15 protein-coding genes and 1 pseudogene are annotated in these 20,429 nt (G+C 40.1%); 7 read left to right on the top strand and 9 right to left on the bottom strand.

Annotated elements, in window-relative coordinates:
• Position 1: 1 nt before the first annotated feature.
• From GMES_RS05765 to hsdR, 4 genes and pseudogenes are all read right to left on the bottom strand, one after another.
• Positions 2-3,682 carry a reverse transcriptase domain-containing protein gene (locus GMES_RS05765; RefSeq protein WP_006991660.1) on the bottom strand — a complete coding sequence of 1,227 codons (3,681 nt, stop codon included), beginning with the start codon at positions 3,680-3,682 and terminating at the stop codon, positions 2-4.
• 63 nt (positions 3,683-3,745) lie between these two features.
• A complete protein-coding gene (locus GMES_RS05760) occupies positions 3,746-5,506 on the bottom strand; it encodes a restriction endonuclease subunit S (RefSeq protein WP_006991659.1) in 1,761 nt (586 codons plus the stop codon).
• Positions 5,506-6,972 carry an N-6 DNA methylase gene (locus tag GMES_RS05755; protein ID WP_006991658.1) on the bottom strand — a complete coding sequence of 489 codons (1,467 nt, stop codon included), beginning with the start codon at positions 6,970-6,972 and terminating at the stop codon, positions 5,506-5,508. The genes GMES_RS05760 and GMES_RS05755 overlap by 1 nt, the downstream gene beginning before the upstream one ends.
• A 161-nt stretch (positions 6,973-7,133) precedes the next feature.
• Positions 7,134-9,514 (bottom strand): annotated as a pseudogene (gene hsdR / locus GMES_RS05750) (EcoAI/FtnUII family type I restriction enzme subunit R).
• Positions 9,515-10,889: 1,375 nt separating this feature from the next.
• Here hsdR and GMES_RS05740 point away from each other — a divergent pair.
• Both GMES_RS05740 and GMES_RS05735 read left to right on the top strand, forming a co-directional pair.
• A complete protein-coding gene (locus GMES_RS05740) occupies positions 10,890-11,768 on the top strand; it encodes a hypothetical protein (RefSeq protein ID WP_006991655.1) in 879 nt (292 codons plus the stop codon).
• A 289-nt stretch (positions 11,769-12,057) separates the two neighbouring features.
• Positions 12,058-12,585 carry a hypothetical protein gene (locus tag GMES_RS05735; RefSeq protein ID WP_006991654.1) on the top strand — a complete coding sequence of 176 codons (528 nt, stop codon included), beginning with the start codon at positions 12,058-12,060 and terminating at the stop codon, positions 12,583-12,585.
• A gap of 155 nt (positions 12,586-12,740) precedes the next feature.
• Here the strand turns inward: GMES_RS05735 and GMES_RS05730 are convergent, their stop codons facing one another.
• A complete protein-coding gene (locus GMES_RS05730) occupies positions 12,741-13,238 on the bottom strand; it encodes a hypothetical protein (protein ID WP_226990255.1) in 498 nt (165 codons plus the stop codon).
• 707 nt (positions 13,239-13,945) lie between these two features.
• On the opposite strand from GMES_RS05730, the gene GMES_RS05725 reads away from it, so the two are divergent.
• Positions 13,946-14,389, top strand: coding sequence for a hypothetical protein (locus GMES_RS05725; RefSeq protein ID WP_006991651.1), 444 nt, complete (start codon positions 13,946-13,948; stop codon positions 14,387-14,389).
• Positions 14,390-14,509: 120 nt separating this feature from the next.
• On the opposite strand, the gene GMES_RS05720 is transcribed toward GMES_RS05725, so the two are convergent.
• From GMES_RS05720 to GMES_RS05710, 3 genes are all read right to left on the bottom strand, one after another.
• Positions 14,510-14,917: a hypothetical protein gene (locus GMES_RS05720; protein ID WP_006991650.1), complete on the bottom strand. Its 408-nt coding sequence runs from the start codon at positions 14,915-14,917 to the stop codon at positions 14,510-14,512.
• 59 nt (positions 14,918-14,976) lie between these two features.
• Entirely contained in the window at positions 14,977-15,312 is a 336-nt protein-coding gene (locus tag GMES_RS05715) for a hypothetical protein (RefSeq protein WP_006991649.1), read from the bottom strand.
• 184 nt (positions 15,313-15,496) lie between these two features.
• Positions 15,497-15,961, bottom strand: coding sequence for a hypothetical protein (locus GMES_RS05710; RefSeq protein WP_006991648.1), 465 nt, complete (start codon positions 15,959-15,961; stop codon positions 15,497-15,499).
• A gap of 127 nt (positions 15,962-16,088) precedes the next feature.
• On the opposite strand from GMES_RS05710, the gene GMES_RS22790 reads away from it, so the two are divergent.
• The 4 genes from GMES_RS22790 to GMES_RS05690 all read left to right on the top strand — a co-directional run bounded on the left by GMES_RS22790 (position 16,089) and on the right by GMES_RS05690 (position 19,362).
• Positions 16,089-16,589 carry a pyocin activator PrtN family protein gene (locus GMES_RS22790; protein WP_226990254.1) on the top strand — a complete coding sequence of 167 codons (501 nt, stop codon included), beginning with the start codon at positions 16,089-16,091 and terminating at the stop codon, positions 16,587-16,589.
• A gap of 10 nt (positions 16,590-16,599) precedes the next feature.
• Positions 16,600-16,884, top strand: coding sequence for a pyocin activator PrtN family protein (locus tag GMES_RS05700; RefSeq protein ID WP_006991646.1), 285 nt, complete (start codon positions 16,600-16,602; stop codon positions 16,882-16,884).
• A 214-nt stretch (positions 16,885-17,098) separates the two neighbouring features.
• Positions 17,099-18,373: a hypothetical protein gene (locus GMES_RS05695; protein ID WP_006991645.1), complete on the top strand. Its 1,275-nt coding sequence runs from the start codon at positions 17,099-17,101 to the stop codon at positions 18,371-18,373.
• 29 nt (positions 18,374-18,402) lie between these two features.
• The gene (locus tag GMES_RS05690; protein WP_006991644.1) at positions 18,403-19,362 is read left to right on the top strand and encodes an MBL fold metallo-hydrolase; all 960 of its coding nucleotides are present in this window, start codon (positions 18,403-18,405) and stop codon (positions 19,360-19,362) included.
• A gap of 430 nt (positions 19,363-19,792) precedes the next feature.
• On the opposite strand, the gene GMES_RS05685 is transcribed toward GMES_RS05690, so the two are convergent.
• On the bottom strand, positions 19,793-20,338 hold the full coding sequence (locus tag GMES_RS05685) for a carboxymuconolactone decarboxylase family protein (RefSeq protein ID WP_006991643.1): 546 nt from the start codon (positions 20,336-20,338) through the stop codon (positions 19,793-19,795).
• Positions 20,339-20,429 lie beyond the last annotated feature (91 nt).

Here is a 20,429-nt window from a genome sequence, read left to right as displayed (position 1 = left end):
ACTAAAGGCCAGCTGGTTTGGTCTTCACAGCTTTAAACTTTCTTGTTGTTCGTTTAAATGCCGCTAAATCAATATCTGCCGTGCTAATTGCTATTTGACCTACGCCATGTACGTGTGAAATTAGACGATCATATGGCTCTCTAAATGGTGCTTGTATCGTTGAACCACCAAATTCGCCAATATTAGTAATCACTACATGCTGATACATGTGGTATTGCAGTGCAGATGCCATATTGTCGAATGTATTAACGTCTTTATTATGAGCGGCGATAACAAATAATTCCGTTTTGCCTCTCAAATCAGCAGCTAATCTTATATCTGTTGCGTCATAGCATATAGCCCCACTTATGCTAAATGGCCCTTCAGGATGCCCATGGATTTTGAGGATATGTTGACAAGGTCTATAACTTGAAATTCCCATAGTCTTCTCATGCAAGGTCAGATTTTCCTTACCCTGATCTCTAATAACCCATTGTCTTCCACTCTCCCTGTAGTCTGGGATGAACCATCGGGCAATATTAACTAACTTACCTTTGTGATCTGTAAATACTAATCCAGCAAAGATGATTGATTGGGTTTTATCAGCTAAACGTTTTATTACATCTTGGTCATCAATATGAACTGCAACTTCTGGGAAAACGATTAAATCGGCAGAGGGTTTCGTTTCCTCACCATCACCTTTTAACTTTGCCTCAAGTGTTTTAACAGTCAACTGACATACCGCCAATAGATGTTCTCTATGTCTAGCTCTAAAAGAGTCATTGTTTAGTTGAACATCTGCAGCGCTAAAGTCAGTTGTTCGTGGTAATAATTGCTGTACTGTTACAATTCTAAATGATTCTTTTTTATTCGGTCTATAAACTTCTGTGGGTAAAACTGGCAACATCGATGATTTACATATAAGACTATTTAAGTAACCCAAACGCTCTGCAAGGCAAGACTCAAAAGATTCTATATCAGTAATACCTTTGACATCTTTATGTTGCACATGAGATGACTCAAAACCAGGCCATTGAAGACATCGCATTAACAAGTCAGAAAACCACCCGCTAACGGTAGCATACTCACCAACAATCGATTCTGGTGAATGCATCATCCCCATTCTACGTTTGTACCAACTCGTCCTCACCCCTTTGTAAGTTACTTTTACACCAGACTTCCAGCGGCTCCCCGTATAATCTGCGCCTCCTAAAACCGACGCCCTAAGTATTGTACCTACCCAATAAATAATACTGTTTTCACCAATTAATTCGGTATCTATCCACTTTGGTATTGTAAACCTAGGATCTGCAGCTGATTTATTAGAAACAAATTTACATTCAATTGTTTCAACCTCAGCCATCCAGACTTTATCCCAATTACACTGTGGATTTGACTTAACAGCTATTTCATTTGGTGATTTAGCAATAATCCTCGGATTGTTTTTTGCCTCTGCAATAAGCCCCAGAGCTAGCTTAACTAGTGCATGCTCAAACTCAAAACCGTTAACGTCAGAGCAAATAATTTTAGACAATAGCTGTTTTCTGGGTTTTGGTTGCAATGACACCTGCGGGGCTGCCCATTTTAACTGCGTTGATATAGCTTTAAAGCTGGCCTTTTTATTTAGCTGCTTCCAAAGCGACAACCAAAAAGGGCCACCGCGTTTAGCAAATAACTCTAGAGCCGCGTATCGCTTTTCATTCAAATCTGCAATATGCTCTAAAAATAAGGAAGCGTAGGTTTCAAAATTGTCAGTTATTTGTGCTGCCACTTCAAATAGGGCACTCCGTTGAGGTTGATATACAGGAGGCTTATTAACTAAAATTGAATGAAGATCTTTTTGTATTGAGTTATTACCTGAGGTTAATAATACCGGCCTATTAATGACGGCTAATAACATCAAAGCCTGCCTAACTGTAAATGGAGACAAACCTTCGGTAGCAATAACTTTCTGAGCATATCGCGCTAACAATTCAATTAGAGCCGATGGTTTTATATCTGCATGATATGTAATGACTTGAAAGTAACCGTTAAAATCACTTGCACACCTAAATAAATCGGCAAGTAAATAATCCATCATAGTATTAGTTGTTTTATCTTTTTCTTGATTAGATTTAGCGAAACTACTTCGTTCAAATATAGCTTCAAATACAGGTTCAAATAACTCTGCATCTGGGTATATTTCAATCGCTTTTCGTAAGACTAAAGCAAGTGACGGATCTTTCATCCACGCAAGTATAAGCTTCTTGGCAAGAAGCTCATTAGTGCCTTCATGTTCACTTTCATTGCCATCATGTGCGGCAATGCGCCTTTTACTTCTTACGATACTTTCTAATCGGTTGGCGGCGAAACGTTTTAATGTATCTGGCCGAATATCGTGGTCGAAGCTCGATATCTGTAGTAAAGCCAAATCAGAATGGTTGCCATCAAGTTCCGGAATAACTTCATTTTCAATCGTAAGAAGATTTTCTAAAATACCCGTTGTTGAGTCCAAAACATCCCTATCCGCAGGCCCACTTAAATCGCTTTGGATCATTTCAATACGATTAGCCATACTACCGTCATTATCAAGATCCGATAAAAATGTAACTTTGGTTTTTTCTGTATTGAGCTTGACCTTTTCTCCGCCAAACTCTGTTAATAACGCTTTTATCAATTTATTAACTTCATCAGCTACATATTGCGGCGATTGTCCATCAGCACTTACTACAAGCCGCAAATCATCGACGTAACGGCAGTAATCATGCAAAACCACAGTGCTTTGTGCAGATAATGTTCTGCCTATTTTCTCACCCATCTTTTGGTCAAAATTGTTTAAATAGGCATTCGCATAAAACCCCGCTGCAGCTAAGCCTTGTGGTAGACCCGTTTCAATATCCCCTAAACTCAGCTCTTTGGCCAAATCTATGTCTTTTTGTTCCCACTGCCAGTCTGTTAAGCGCTTGAATGCCGCCCAAAAATCATCACATGTTTCATGCCCAAAGTCCGATGAAATAACTTGTAGACGTTCAATAAGTACATCGACATCTATTGTGTTATAAAATTTAGACAAATCGAGATTTACGATAAAAACATCTTCAGATCCCAGAGCCTGATTAGAAACCAAACGCCCTAATTCAAGTGGTCGTTGCAAAAAATTCTGGTAATCTGTAAAAAATTTGCGATATATTTCGCTATTGCCCCAACGAAACCAAGCTTTGTCTTTATTCTTCCAGTCGCAAACTAGCCGATTGCCATAGCTGTATATTTTACGATCTCTCGCCATTTCAAAGCTTTGATTTTTATTACTACAATTACCCTGAGCAGTCTCTACCGCATCAGCTAAACAAAGCATTGCTGCACTTGCCCATGTTTGGTCACGGACAGTTAAATGGGCAAGCGGTCTTAAGGGGGACTTATCACTTCTTTTATTTATATCTTTTGGATGCCACCCTTTGTCGTCAAACACCCAAGCTTCACTTTTTGCGGCAGGCACTAATTCAAGTTGATTAAGCTGATTCCCTTGTGTTATTTGCCCTGCCCATTTCTTTGCATTGTCTTCAATGGTCAAAGCGGAAACGTCTAAAGCCAACGTATCTGCATACCAGTTGAAAGACCGAATATAACCGTGAGTCTTTTTCCAAGCTTGGGCGATAACAACTTCGTCAGCCAAATATTCAATTGTTGGTTTTAGTGAACGATACTTTTCGTTAATTAGTTTCATCTTACTTCCCTGTAAAGGACTTCTAAAAAGCTGTACTTACAATAATCACCACAATCATGGTTTTCACAGTGCTCGCTCCACTATTGCATCGGTAAGGTGGAGTTGGGTGGTTTGGGCTTGATTTAAATGTGCTTTAAGTGAGTCACACAAAGTCATTAGTTCGTCGACTTTGGCTACTATTCGGTGTTGTTCAGCTAATGGTGGTATTGGAAATTCAAATAACTCTAGAACTTTCTTACTTAGTCCCTCTATAGCCATTCCTACCTGACGTCCCCAAACCAATCGCTGTACCAACGGAGAAAGAATCCCCAGATGTACAAAAAGGCCCATTGATTGTTCTATGAGTCGAATAATCGTTACATGCTGGCTTACGTTAGCTATATTCAGGTGTTCAGGAAATATTGTTGAACGCCCTAACGATGCTCCAGTTATATTTAAGAGTACATCTCCAGGAAAAACTTGAGTGTTATACATTTTTTCGTTTGTTTCATCGGTTATATAAGCAGTGTCATCAAGCTTCAAACCGTCATTCCAAACATTTTGGGACCTCAGGAATATCACTCCTTTATCAACATATGCACTTTGTCCGCCCCTAGGGGTGCTACCAGAGCCTAATCTAGAGGTTAAATTACCAAATCGTTCGAATCCCCACCCCTCAGGCAAATCAAACGGTTTCTCTTCATCTGTTATCGGCGGCAGTGGCTTCTGTTTTTTAATTTTTCCGTCTTTGATGAGCTGTTGTTTTTCTGTGGCGATGCGTTCTAGTAATTTGGATGCGGGTTCGTCGCTGGGGTCTTGTTTGACGAGTTTGCCCATGACTGCGAGTTGCAGGATGGTTTGTTTTAGTTGGTCGATGCTGGCTTGGGTGGTGAACAACACGTCGAAGTGTTGGCTAATGGTTTGCCAGTTTTCATTGAGTTCGTCGGCGTCTTTGGCGTTAGTTAGGGTGGCTAATAGGGTTTCTACTAATAGTTGGTGCGCCTGAATTCTGTTTTCGGTTTGTGCTTCGAGTTGGTCACACAGGGACATTAATTCATCGACTTTGGCGACTATGCGGTGTTGTTCGGCTAGTGGTGGTAAAGAAAACGGAAACTTACCTATTTCTGATAAGTATAAACACGGCTGTGCTCCACCTCTTTTCCTAGCATGTATTGACTCCTGTAGTAATTGAGAGTCCATTGCGTATTTAAAATAGAATGAACTTATTTTCAACGGTTTAATTAGAGCTACACTTCTAACTAACGCAAAAGCAGAATCCTTTGGCACAACTGAACTTCTGCCTATTGTGCCGCCCACTGAGACAATCATAAGGTCACCTTCTTCAGGTAGACACCTTTCTCTAGATTTTATATAGCTCTCTTCTGCAATGAAGTCACAAATATCCATATCAACATAGCCATCACGAACATTTTTCGCTGAAAGTAGCTTGAAACCTGAGGTTATTCTTGGTGGAGTTTTATGGTCACCGTCAGTTATTTTTGAAGTAATATCTTGAAGGATTACCCACTCCCAACCATCGGGCAACTTAAAAGGTTTTTCTTCATCACTAATGAGCGGTAATGGCTTTTGCTTTTTGATTTTGCCTTCTTTTATCAATCTGGCTTTTTCAGCTTCTATCTTTTTAAGCAACTCACTGGCAGGTTCATCATTTGGATCTTGCGGGACTAATTTACCACGCACGGCCAACTCTAGAATTAACTCACGGAGTTTTTTAACTCCAACCAGTTCTAACTTGTTGGATCTACCACGGCCTGCGGTGGATTTGGTTTTGACTGATGAAGTCCAGATATCCAAATGCTCAGTGATTAAGTTTTCAACTGCCATTACTTGGCACCTGTACTTAGTGCATCAACAAGTATGCCTTTTAGCTGATCGCGCAGTTGCTGGATGTCTTGCTGCTGCTCTGCATATTGGCTTAGTAACTCTTGTGGATCGTGACTGATTTGCTCGCCTACGTGAGGGTTTTTAATATCGAGATTAAAGTTTCGGGCAATGATGTCGTCAATGCTGACCTGCCAGGCTTGTTCGGATTCTGTTCGGCTAGCAAAACCGTCTTGCTCATTACCCCACCAGTCATTTTCGGTTTTGAATTCTTCAAACTTCATGGGCTTGGTTTTGTTGTAGTTTTTTACGCCTTCTGGGTAAGGGTGTTCGTAAAACCAGATGTTTTTGGTAGGGGCGCCTTTGGTGAAAAATAGGATATTGGTTTTGATGCTGGTGTATGGTGCAAACACACCATTTGGCAGTCGCACTATAGTGTGCAAATTACATTCTTCGGTTAGCAGTTTTTTGATTTTGGTTTTTACACCTTCGCCAAATAAGGTGCCATCGGGTAATACTACTGCGGCGCGGCCACCATCTTTTAATACCTCAATGATTAATTGCAAAAACAAGTCAGCCGTTTCACGGGTTTGCATATCTGAGGGGAAGTTTTTCTCGATGCCGTCTTCTTCGGTGCCACCAAAGGGTGGGTTGGTGACGATTACATCGTAAATGCTGTCCCATGAGGAAAGTGGATCACTTAAGGTGTTACCGTGCTTAATTTGCACGGGTACTTCGATACCGTGCAGCATCATATTGGTAGTACACAGTAAGTGGGGTAGTTGCTTTTTCTCAACTCCGTGAATTTGTTTTTGCAAGGTTTGGTGGTCGCTACCGGTTTTTACATATTGGTTTTTAATGTGGTCGACCGAGCAAGCTAGAAAGCCACCCGTACCACAAGCTGGATCAAATATTTGCTCACCTAGTTTTGGGTCAATACGATTAACCATGAATTTGGTGACGGCTCTGGGGGTGTAGAACTCACCGGCATTACCGGCGCTTTGTAAGTCACGGAGGATTTGTTCGTAAATGTCACCGAATAAGTGGCGCTCTTTTGAATCGGTGAAGTCTACTTCATTAAGTTTGTTGATCACCTGGCGCAGTAGTGTGCCGTTTTTCATGTAGTTGAAGGCGTCACTAAAGGCTTCACGTACTACAAAACCACGTGGGTTTTTATCGATAGGGGCGATAAGTGTTTTTAATTGTACAAATAGCTCGTCATTGATAAATTCGAGTAATTCATCACCGGTAATACCTTGGGCATCTGTTGCCCAATTCCGCCATAAAAACGTTTCAGGGATTGGGGCGCGGTAGTCGTCAAGTTCTAGCTCTAGGTCTTCTTCTTGTGCATCGAATATTTTTAAGAATAACAACCATGACATTTGACCTAGTCGTTGGGCGTCACCGTCTACACCGGCATCTTTACGCATAATGTCTTGAATGGATTTGATTACTGAACTGACTGACATGGAATACTTCTCTTAATGCTTTGGGTTGTACTGCCTGTTCTTAGGCGGTTAATTCAATTGTTTATTATTTCGCGATGTTAGCGAAGCAGTATCGTTACTTTCTACGATTTAAGCGCTTCGTCCTACGCGCTAAAACATAAGCGCTTTAACTTATCTAATAGTTATGCCGAACGGTCTTGCTCAGCGGCGTAGATGGCTTGCTCTAACTCGGTGATGGCTTGATCATATTGGGCGCGGCCACCAAACCCCTTTTTAAGGATCTCACTGAATGAGCCTATTTCGGTAAACGGGAACACTTTAATGGTTTGCACGTTTTCTAATTCACCCACTCCGGCATCGGTGTATTTCTCGAGTAATCGGTTTAAAACATTTTGTGCTTGTTCGGAATATTGAGTGAAGTAGTTACGTTTTTTGACGTTGTTCACACGCTCTTTACGGGTAAGTGCGGGTTGGTCAAACACTACATGGCATATCATATCAAATGGGTCGAGATCTTTTCCGACTTCTTGCTCTAGGCCATCCCAAATGATGCCTTCCGCAGATAACTCGTCGATTATGGTTTGCTTGCGCTCTGCGCTGTTCCATTTTTTAACAAACTCGTCGAGAGTGGCATATTGCTGGGTAAGCGTTTTACGGGTGTAATCTTTAAATGACTCGGTTACTAGCTTTCCGTCAGTGTCGTAATACTGCACACGCTCAGCGACTTTAAGCACTTTGACTCCGTTAACGTGGTATTTGTTGACCTTTTCTTCGTCTTGCCAATCCCCACCCATTTCGCCCTCTGGGAAGCCATTGTCTTCATTGTTTGCAGCGTCAGGAAAATCAGGCGTGCCAGTGTTTTCGTGCTCGTCATCTGTGTTGCCTTCACCTTCGATGATGTCGTCAAAATCAGAATCAGGGTCGTTGATATCATTTGGTTTAGTGACAATGACTTTTTCTGGAATACCATCGAAATCTTTATCTGCAAACTTTTCTGTGTCTTTTTTAAAATCGAGAATAGTAAACCAAAGTTTATTGTACTTGTCGTCGATTCGCGTGCCGCGCCCAATGATTTGTTTAAACTTGGTCGTTGATTGAATAGACTGGTCAAGCACGACCAGTTTGCAGGTTTTGGCATCCACACCTGTGGTCATTAATTCTGATGTGGTAGCGATCACCGGATATGCTTTTTTGGGATTAATAAAGTTGTCGAGCTGCGCTTTGCCCAGCGTATCGTCACCGGTGATTTTCATCACGTATTTTTCGTTTTTCGCGACCTGTTCTGGGTTGAGATTAACCAAGGCTCTGCGCATACGATCAGCATGGTCAATGTCGTTACAAAACACGATGGTTTTGTCCATTGGGTTTGTTCGCTTTAGGTAATTGGTTATGGTCTCTGCGACGAGTTGTGTGCGCTCGTCTATGACCATAGTGCGGTCAAAGTCTTTTAGGTTGTAGATTCGATCATCGATGACATTCCTTTTTTATCGACCTGGCCTTTGATGGGCCGCCAGCCTTGTAAATCTATGTCTATGTCGACACGCACAACTTTGTAAGGCGCTAAGAAACCGTCTTCAATACCTTCTTTGAGGGAGTACATATAAGCTGGATCACCGAAGTAATCACTGTTAGATACTTCTTCTGTTTCTTTTGGTGTTGCTGTTAAGCCAATTTGAGTAGCGCCTTTAAAGTATTCAAGAATTTCACGCCAAGCGCTGTCATCTGCGGCACTGCCACGATGGCACTCGTCTATAACGATAAGGTCAAAGAAGTCAGGGTCTACTTGCTTGTATGCTTTTTGTGATTCTTCGGGGCCGGTGAGCGCTTGATAAAGCGCTAAATGAATTTCGTATGCGGGGTCTACTTTGCGCCCTGAAATCTTAGTCATCGCCTGACCGAATGGCTGAAAGTCACCGGATTTGGTTTGATCGACTAATACATTGCGGTCGGCCAAAAATAAAATGCGTTTTTTGGCCCGCGCCTTCCATAAACGCCAGATGATCTGAAACGCGGTATAGGTTTTACCTGTGCCAGTTGCCATGACTAGCAAGACTCTGTTTTGCCCGTTAGAAACGGCTTCAATCGTTTTGTTGACTGCTTGCAACTGATAATAACGCGGCGCTTTCCCGCTGCCATCATCGTAATAGTCTTGGGTGATTATGGGGAGTTGTTGCGCTGTGTAGCCTTTGAATTGACAATATTTGGCCCAAAGCTCTTGAGGGCTAGGGAATTCATCTAAGGTTATTTCTCGCTCTAACGCTGCCGGATTGGTTTTGTCATGAAAGATAAAACCGTCGCCGTTAGAGGCAAACACAAAAGGTACGTCAAGTAAGCGGGCGTAATCCAATCCTTGTTGAATACCTTTGCCCATTTCATGTTTGTTCGCTTTGGCTTCAACTACAGCAAGAGGCATAGACACTTTGTGATATAACACAATGTCGGCTGACTTAACCGTTTTACGGGCAGCTGCCATGCCACGCACTACGACTTTACCATCACGAAGTTTCACTTCTTGACGGATTTGGAACATGTCATCCCAGCCTGAATTCTTGATGGCTGGCATGATGAACTTAGAAATGATGTCAGTTTCGCTTAGCGCTTTTTTGTTGATAATAGGCACAGCACAGATCCTTCTATGTTAAAACAGTGCAACTACACAGTTTTATCAACAAACAGTTTGAGAAAACTAGATTAATTGATTAAACATCAACATATTACTCTTTAAGAATAAAATTACCACTGAGGAAATAAAGGTTGCTTAGGGCCTTAAATCAATACGTAAAATACTGAGCTTCACAACACTGTATTGGTCGCTGGAGCATCAGCTTTGAGCGATTATAAAGTAGGGGGAAAATTAGTCTAAACCGCAGAATGCTTCATTTTGATTTAGCCTTAACTTTTTTGAGTAAAAATATTGCACCGATAACGAAGACTAAAACGGGTACTAAAAACCAAAATTGATCCATTGTATTTCTCCTTTATTAAAAGAATCTAAACAAACTGTATTCGAGTAATTTATATCCTGAGGGTTTAAGCGCTCCTTTGTGTGTGAGTTTTTCGTATTTGGTGATCCCAAATAGCATTTTTTGGTAAGCAGCGACGTTTAATATTATGAATAAGCAGCCTCTATCTGTTTGGTCTGCGGCCACTTCTATAAGGTACATTGTTGAGCAATAGATACTAATCAACGTTAGTATAAACAGCATTAGATACAACCCACGGTCTTCCGTCATTTCCGCTATCCTTTTCTTGAAATGACCTTTTACATTAATGATTGAAAGCAGAAGTGCAATCTCTTTTTACTGGGTGGGCAAAGACGCTTTGAAGCTTGTTTTAACCGCTTTTGTAGCGAAGCTAATGGTACTTGTCAGTATGACAAGCTGCTAAGGAAAGGCGTTTGTGGAACAAACTCATAAAACGCGTAGCCGCTGAAAAATGAAATTTTTATGCGGCGAAGCCTGGCACGTACGACTTGCTCGTACTCCCGTCAAAATTGTTTTTGCGTGAGCAAAAATTTGCTGAGAAGTTGGTACAACTTCACTGCAAACCAGATATTTTCGACAGAAAATTATTCGTCAGCGAGAGCTGAAACAGACAGTTTGCAAAACGTCGGTGTCGAATGGCATATTTGGCGGGAGTACGGGCGAAGCATGTACGTGCCAGTATGGCTTGAAAGGTTAGAGGCACAGCCTCGTAAAGTCCCCTCATCACGAATGTGATAGCAGAGGGGGCGGGCCTTTCAAGCCAATAAGAGAATTACGAAGTAATCATCTTACGCTTTTTGGCTCTTTGATTATCTATAGGGCTGCGTACCGAGCGTGAATACATAGCTAAACGAGACCTTCAACGAGACTCTGTTTTCACAAAAGCCGCTTTTTTCGCGCAGGCTGGCCTTACGTTTGATAAGTCATTTACTGTCAAACTCAAGGAATATCAAGATGACCAGCAGCATTACTTTCAGCAATACCAATTGGAATACACAATTTCAACGATACTTTGATATAGCCATACGCTATGAGGGTGGGGTAAACAATAATCAAATAGGAAAGGCTAGACTGAATATAACCGTGCTGTTAACCGCTCGGTTTGGTTTGACTTCTCCCACTATCATTTCAGCGCTTTATCAAATCTCTAAACGACAAGCATTAGAGCATTTAAATAAACTAGTAAAACGAAAATTGTTAATACTGGTTGAAACCCATCGCTCGATGGACGGCCGCATTTACATAGTGGATTTTTCAGGTGCTAAATTTGCACAAGAACTAATGGCTATGCCGGTGCCATTTCGCAGGTTCAGCCCACCTGAGCGCGGTGTAAACCAAAACACCATCATGCATGATTTAATGAACACGTACATTTTGCTGAAAATGGCGCATGAGGTATCCAGAGCAACTCCTGAGCATTATGTATACGGGGGCTTGATGACTGAGCGTGAATTTAAAAAGCTTATGACACAAACGGATACTCGCACTGTGGATGGATTAATACTGGAGCAAATACAGGAAGGAAATTGCATTGTCGCAATTGAGATTGAGAACTCCTTTAAAACAAAGGCCCAGCGCAGCAGTATCTTGTTGCGCTACTTATCAGCACTGAAAGCGAATATTTATGGCAAGGTGTTTATGATTTCACAGTCGTATGAAATTTTAGACGATATACGGCGCTTGCATAGCCAGTTGTATACAGAGTTAACCCAAGTGAGAAGTCAGCAAACCAAGCAACCCTTAATGACCTCACGGGACGCAGACTTGCTTGAGGGAGCCATTGTGTATCGCACCAAATACTGCGATGAACTACGGCAGTTGTTTTACGAATAAAGAACTAAAAAAATGCTCGTGCGGCCATCACTCAATCTACGCTTTCGAGATAAAGTTTTCGCTACACCTGTCGTCTTCGACGCCAATCGAACTCCCAATATTTACACAACAAAGTATGTTGATTAAGTAGATAGAAAATCAAACGAGAGCACACGAGCATAAATAATTTCCTCAACACTACAAATAATAAGTAGTCCCACGCTAGGCAAAAATACCCGTTTCACAAACCTTTGACTTTGGTTTTTTTATTATTAAATTGATGTATTCATTCAATGAAAAGGGCATAAAGATGGACAAGGAAGATCATGAAGCCGCACTTCTGAAAAGTTATCAAGAGGCCGTTAGTTTAAATGGTAGAAAGAATCCAAATTCTTTGTCTAAGACTGAGCAAGTCCTTAGTACGCTTGGCATCACGCTGGTGCTCATTGGTATTTCTGCTTTACTTTTTTATAAGGGAACATTTCTCTTCGGCTCTCTTCTATCGATGTTTACTTATGGCTATTTTGTATATGGTTGCTTCATTACTCAGCCGGAAGTCGTCACACCTTATGCATACAGAAGTGGAAGCTCGTGGAATGCAGCTCAATCCGTACAAGCGACAATAGTAAAACAGCAAAATCGGCAGCGTAGAATCAGCCAATCAAAAGGGGCAGCGAGCAGTCAGTCTTTTCAGTCATTATCAGATGATTATGAAGCCGAAGGTGCAGAAATTAATAATATTTTTGATAGCAGCGACCCTACTGTAAATCCTAGCAACGGGTTACCGATGATAGGTTCAGTAGATATCGAAGGAAATCCAATGGGTTGTGGTGATTGAGAAATGGATGAAATATTAGTTAAGTACAACTTAAACATTGTCTAAGATGCTTACAGCTAAGATTTTCAAAAAGCAGACACCGGTAAGATTTACATAAGACTGTTAATACTTCTTTGCGGTCGTTTGATAGACCACACACTAGTATACTATTTACTTCATAATTTCATCAAAACAAAAAATTGACCAATAGATACCTGCTTACTGCAATTTGTATTAAGATCAATCTTACCATTAATATGATGTTGCCCCAGATATACACCTGAGATCATGTGCTTTTTAAACTCAGCTCTCAAAGCTTCAAATTTATCCCAAAACATCTCTTCTTTTTCTGAGTCGTTAAGCAGTTCAGCCTTTTCAATTGGCATAACCCCCGCGATTGACACCATAGCTACTTTGTCTATTTTTTTTATGAACGTAGAGCCGACTATGGATTCTAGTTCATAAATGTCTCTCAGTTGATTGGATGCATTATCTAAACGTGTCTGGACTCTGCTGAAAGATTTTCCTCTAATTGCCATCCTAAGTTGCTTGCACTCAACTAATACAGTTCTTTTAGAGCTAAATAGAGCTAAATCAAGTCGGCCCATACCGTCTTTGCGTGTAACCGGCAGTTCCGCCGCAGGCCAATACTTTCGGTGTTGCGAATCTCGCATTCGATAAGCGGCAGCATATAGAGTAGGCGTAAGCGAAATTTCCCTACTAGAATTCGGTAAGCAAGTATCAGGGATCAGATTGCTTTGGTTATAACATTCAATCAATATATTGCACACTTCGGAAATAATAGGCCGCATATATCTCAAGGAGTTATTTGAACTCTTAATTTTACAATGCTCTTGCATCTATAGAAACCAGTCAACTTTAGAACCATACTTGTTCTTGAAAGTTTCGTCGGTTTTTAAATGTGAGGAATTATTCAATAAAGCACGAACGGCTTCAACGTCTTGGATTAACATGTGTTAGTTACCTATCATTTGTGAATTATTTACTACATCTAACTTTAAATATGAGCACTTCAAGTCCTAAAACTGACATCACTGATGGTTTTGGTTCACTCTAGCATAGCAGAAAAGTATTTTCTCTAAGAGTAGAACCATTTTCAGAACCCAATAAATAGATGACACTTTTTGAGCCAAGAACGATACGTTAGAACACTTATTTTTTTGGGTGTGTAGCAAATAGAACACTCGTCTAACTTTGCAGATACAATTGATTAAGCGCCAAGGTGATTGCGTTTTGGTTTGAGTTTAATTCTTTTAAATACAGCATAAATAGCGTTTATCACCTATATTATTTTTTATCCTTTATTCTAGTAAGGGATAATTTAGAGTTAGTCGAATTATGCTATAAAAACGGAGGAAATATGATAAAGGAAATCACTGTGGGAGTTACCATTTTCGCCGCAGGTTCGTTAATCACTTGGATGGCAACCCAATCAGAAGAAAAGCTTATCGAGACTCAGATGTCAGCTCTCTCTTCAAAAATTATTAAAGACAAAAACTTTAGAAAAATAATACTTTCAGATTTTAAAGCAGATGGCTCATTCAAAGGAAAAGATGGCTTGGACGGAAAAGATTTTAGCCAAATCTCTCTGAAGGACTACAAAATTTCTACGTCAGATAATCAGACAAAGAACCTCTTCACTACTAATCACTCTTTTTGTGCCGTTTCTGGACTCGAGTTTAATTTCGGAGGGACGGGAGGAAATAAGATATGCGTCACAAAGGTTCGAGAAAACGGTACTTGGATAGTCGAAGCGAGGGCTGAGCACAAACAAAACCTAGTATGCACTGTTAGCTGTTTTTGATTGCGTAATTTTCTCAAAAAAGGCGGTTTCTGAGCAGATAAACTTGTAATTAAAATAGCGCACACTTCTAGAAATTTAGAGCACAGAAAAGCGAACCAAAAGGTTCGCTAAATGTTGTGCTTAGGCGTTACTGATTTTTTCAAACCAATACTGTTCAGATATCGCAAAATAATCGCCAGGTGGGATCAAAAACATATCTGTGAACTCTTCTTTAAAGAATTCACAGAATGCGGCTATCTCCTCCACGTATAACAGAAGAAAAGCATACATAGTGATGTCATCTAGATACCTGCTTTCAAATTCAGGGTGTTCCGCCAGTAACTGCTTACTGATAGATATCCCTACAACTTTACCTGCATTGTCTTTATGGACATAGATGTATCGCTCATAACCCAAATCCAAATTGTTCTCTGCTGAGCAAGTTGCTGATGCTAACCAAAGCATAGTGCAATGGTCGTCGAACGGTGACTTACTCTCTCGTTTGTACACTTTAGTAAATTGACTTGGTGCTTTATTAGTGTTTCTCATAGTGACTCCATTGGTTGGTCCTCGATAATAATTAGGGCCAATCAATGGTGATTTTCTATCTACCTCTTGGTGGGATTTATTTCTTCATCAAAATAATCATCTAGTAAGTCAGTGTTTATAGGAGATTCGAACAAAACGTCATCATGCTCAAGCAACATGCCAATGCAATTAGTTAAAATCATGATGTGGTTAATGTTATGAATATCCTTACGCAGCTCCGTGAATACCTGCTCTAAATACCAGTGCTTTTCGTCTTCAAATGTGTAATTACAGTCGCTGAGTGTATAGACTCGGTACTTTAGCACGTTGTCCAGCATCGCAATCGATTTAAGCATTGATTCTTCTGCATTATAAAACCTAGCCAATTCCAATTCCGTTTCAAACTCATTAGTCATAATGACTCCTTCTTGTTGTATTTAACTATTAAATACTTCAAGAATACCTAGTCATGCCCTATGGGAACTGGTGACGTTCGTTAGATAAAGTTGTAGATCTCAAAATTAACGCAACCCGAAATAAGGGAGCTGTATTAATATTTTAGGCATTATCAAAATTGTTTGACATAGGGGATAAGGGGTCCTATTTCTCTACGGGAAACATATCCTTCATCATGCGAACAAACTTATGCCCTTCACTAGGGTTAGGGTCCTGAAAGAAGTGGGCAAAGGGATTCTCACTCTGCTCAGTCAGCAAACCTTCATTAAAAATTTCAGCATAATCTGGCACCTTTTTAATATTTCGATTATGAATTTTACAATCAGTACATCCGCTGTTAGCTGTATTACGAATCCATCCTTGACGTTTTGGAGGATTAATGTCGACTTGTATTAATACTGGGTCAGTAATCCTGTACTTTTGCCGAGCAATACATTTTGTGCATTGATAAGCTGAGAGATAAGTTTCTTCTCCATCATTTTTAGCTATCGCGCGACGCCTACCATTTTCAAGTTTGTGTTCTTCTTTCAGCTGACTACCCTCTTTAACAGTAATTTTTATTGTTTGCCATTTCATAGAAATTTTTATTTTAAGGGCAAAATGCTGCAAGTTCCGTCCATTTCGTGTCGTTAGAGTTATTTAAACGCTCAAATTCCGTCTAACCGTTTCAAGTGAACTTGCTTCTTTATGGTAGATAATGTTTGTCAATTAACTGATTTGACCAGTGGATGCACTTTTGAAAACACTATTGCTGTTAGGAAATCAATTTGGGGCTAATGATATCTCTATTGACAATGAAGCTTTGAAATATTGGCTAGGAGAGACAAATAAAGCTCAATTTCAGTCGCGCTTGCGTAAGGATTGTTCGTATATCCAACTGCGTTCTGCAATGGCCGATAAAGTTAGTATTTTTGGATTGGCGGAGTTAATAGATAAAAAAAGAAGCTTCCAACAAGATCGGGCGGAGCCTCCAATGGAAAATATTACTCTTAGTTTACTTGCCAATTTCGGGAGCGTGATCATCCCATTTAAAGATATTGTCGATAAATACTTCAATATTTCTTTCGACACAGCAGTTAGTCAAGCAAAAGCGGGGTATATCTCCCTCGACATTTTTCGGTTAACTAACCGGCAAAAAGCGCCATATCTTGTTCACGTTGATGACCTTAGTCAGCTACTCCAAAGCAAACGTCAAGAAGCGTCTGATAATTTATATGAATTAACTTCCACACTCTAAGGATTTTACGATGAATAATACAACTCTCAGCTTATTTGCAACCTTTGGAAGCGCGATCATTCCGTTTAGAGATATTGTCGACAAATATTTAGGGATTACTTACGATAATGCTTTAAAGCAAGTTAAATCAGGTGATTTACCCCTCAAAATTTTTAGAATTACTTCTCGACAAAAAGCGCCATATCTCGTGCACATCGATGATCTTAGCCAATTGATTGAAAATAGACGTCTAGCTGCACAAAACAAAACGAAGAAATACGGTAAAGCTCTAATTTCTGCGCGTGGTGGCGTCTAGCAGCTCAAAAATCATCCCAAAGCGCTCTTTGATTTTACTTATTTCTAACTCCTCTCCCTCATATTGAAGGGAAGAGGAATCACTCGATATGCCTGTCCTAAGTGTTGCTCTTGTTAGCTATAGGGGTCCTATGAACCTGAAGCTATAAAATAGACAAACTACGATCTATGACATATATCTCTAATTACTAATAGTAATTTGAAAGGGATAACAAATGACTAAGAATCTATTTATTCTTATGATATCTATCATATTTACCAGTGGTTGCGTACCAAAAAACGCCTTTAGGCCACACGCCGACTCACTCTGTGAAATAACAAACGAACAACGATGTATTAAGCAAGCACGAACTTCAGCGAAGTCTACTAGTAATAAAGATTACCAGTTAAGTTTCTTTGAATTTGACGACCAAGGCTTCCTTCACAATAGGAACAACAAAGCCACCATCATTAACGAATATAAAAGTATTGCTAATACTCAAGATATTTTACTAATGGTATTTATTCATGGTTGGCATCACACCGCTAACAGCAACCCAGAAGATAGTAATGTCGTTGACTTCAGAGATGTACTCTCACATGCCTCTGAACATACAGATAAAAAAGTATTAGGGGTCTACATTGGATGGAGAGGAGAGTCTGTTGATGTTCCCGTACTTGATGAAATAAACTTCATTAATTGGGCAACATTTTGGGATCGTAAAAACACCGCTCATGAAATTGGGACTCAAGGTTTAACAAGCTTAATGTTAGAACTGGAAGAGATTGTTAAACCAACGACAAATAGTGACCATACAATGCTAAGCATAGGCCATAGTTTTGGCGCTGCGGCACTCTTCTCCGCTATCAAACCTGTTCTCGCAGAAAGGCTCATTCGAACTAGAGATGACTCTAATGGAGTTATTGGATTCGGCGACCTAGTGCTACTTTTAAATCCAGCATTTGAAGGGTTGAAGTATGCAAGTTTGTTTGAATTATCTCAAAACGATTGCAAAAGCTATGTCGAGCAACAGAAACCGAGGTTCATTTCATTAAGCACTAGCGCTGACTTTCCAGTAGGTTGGTTATTTCCAACAGGGAGACGTTTAAATACGTTAGCAGAGTCCTATAGAAGTGCACCGCTAACGCACTGTGCGAATGGTAAGGCTGTTGCTCCTTCGCCTCTTCTAGATACTAAATTCACTGATAGATATGCTATCGGACACAATAGTCTCTTGCTCTCACATGCTCTCGAGGCCACCGCGCAGAACGGGACTAAAAGGCTATTTAATGCCAATACAATGATAGATAAAAGAACATGGGATTTACAGTCAGGGCAAAGTTCAATCAGATTTGGAGGCTTTAGCTTAGAGCATAAGAAAATAACTGACGTCCATTCGCCATATATGAATATAACAACTGATGCTTCCGTCATGGATGGGCACAATGATATTTGGAATGAAAAAATCAAATTTTTTATATATCAGACTCTCGAGTTAATAAATAAATGATCATGAGATGCTATCTAGGTATCTTCTGTATGATATTTATACTTGCTTCTTGTGCCTCTTTTGAGCCAAATGATGCGTTTGAAAGTGAGTCTAGATATCTGCGTTCTGATGCAATGTATGCGCAGTATTTTGGCGCTTCAACTCTGTATTTCAACGATGGTTTAACAAGCTTTTTCATTGATGGATTCATTACAAGACCCAGCATTAAAACAAATTTACTAGGGGGCATTGAAAGTGACTACACGCTCATAGAGCAAGTTTTAAAAGAAACAAAAATTGAAAAGCTAAATGCCGTCATAGTTGCTCATGGGCATTACGATCATGCTCTTGACTCAGCGAATGTTGCCAAAGCTAAAGAATCTCGTTTGATAGCATCTTTAGAAGTTAAAGAACTATATCCTGCTTTTGATCAGCACAGATTCGAAGAGCTAACCCCCTTTAATTCAATAGGCATAGACGATTTTCAGATTATTCCCATACCCACACCACATATCAAAAAAAGCCTGCCTCTGAGCTATCTTGAAAAATTATATATGTCTTTAAGTCGTGGACCGCAGTACCTCACAAATGAGCAAGGCTATAGTTTTCTGATAAAACATCCACAAGCTAATATTCTTGTAGTTCCAAGCGCTAATTTTCCCAAAAACTTCACTGTAAAAATCGACGCCGATATAGTTTTTCTCAGTGTAGGACTATTAAGCAATCGAATGAATGAATCAGTAATCGTAAATGGGGACGAAGGAAATTATATCGAAGAATATTGGCGATGGGCGGTACTCAACACAGGAGCAAAAAAAGTCTATTTAATACATTGGGATAATCTACAAGGTATATCAGCAAAAGAGTTAAGCCCTCCTCCTGCGATACTCGATAATATCCAGAAAGCAATTGGTAAGTTAAAAACACTAGCAGAGAAAGGAGATGAGGATGGGCGGCCTATTTCTATATCACTTCCGCCGTTAAAAGACCCCTTTTCCATTGAGTTTTAACTTAAGTAAAATTTTAAACTGACCGAAATAAAGAAGAATGTTCATCGCAAAAATTGGTGCTAATATCCGCCATTTTTAGTAAACTCAGGAAGACAATAGGAATACAAGAACTGTCACTTTTTACTGAAACTCATATATAAATCAAAAGGATATATTTTCAGTCATTCCAATCCAGCATTGGCGCGACTGAAATGGTGCGGTTGAGGGGTGCAGACGGATTATTCACTGAAAACCTTTGGTAGTTAGAATTTTTTAATAACAACCAGTCACTGGTAATTATCAATATGCCCCTTTAAGACTGAGAGCATAAATAAGCGGCGAATTATAGCATTAGAGTGCGCGTCGATAAACGCCGGGTTGATGATCGTGAAAAGGCCGCTTATTTAGCGGCCTTTGATTACGTGAACGGAGTCAGAGTGAATGCTTTTATTTACTTCCAAGCAAACTTTTTGAACGGCTCATCAACGGGTGTATTCGCTACATGGTTAGTGTAGTTACTCATCACTTTTTGCGATAAACCTAAAATAATTTCGAGCAGTTGTCTTTGCCCATAACCAGCTGCAAAGAATTTTTGTATTACATCATCAGACACTGCACCGCGCTCACGTACCATAGCTAATGTCGTATCGTGTAACACTTGCAGCTTTTCAGTTGGCATGGCTTCTCTGTTACGCAGTGCTTCTGTTAGCTCAGCTGATACTTTCATTGAATTGGCTATTGCGGTGTGGGCGGGTACACAATAAGTGCAGTTGTGCTCAACGTTAATCGTTTGCCATACAACCGTTAGCTCTTCTGCATCGAACGAAGAGTCCATGAATAACTTATGAAGCACTTGGTAACCTTCAAGCAATCCTGGTGCTTCGGCCATCACTGCATGCAAGTTGGGGATCATGCCATTGGTCTTTAGCGATTTTTCTAAAATTGGTTTACTTTTTTCTGGCGCTGTTTCTACTGTGTGAAAGGTAAAATCTGTCATCGTATATTCTCCAGCTATTAAAGTTAATTTTATGACTTCTTTAAGTCAGTGAAGGCAATATACATCAACATGAACGATCGTTCAAGATGAA

The organism is Paraglaciecola mesophila KMM 241 (assembly GCF_000315015.1).
Taxonomy (GTDB): Bacteria; Pseudomonadota; Gammaproteobacteria; order Enterobacterales; family Alteromonadaceae; genus Paraglaciecola; species Paraglaciecola mesophila.
This window is presented reverse-complemented; position numbering and strand designations above follow the sequence as displayed.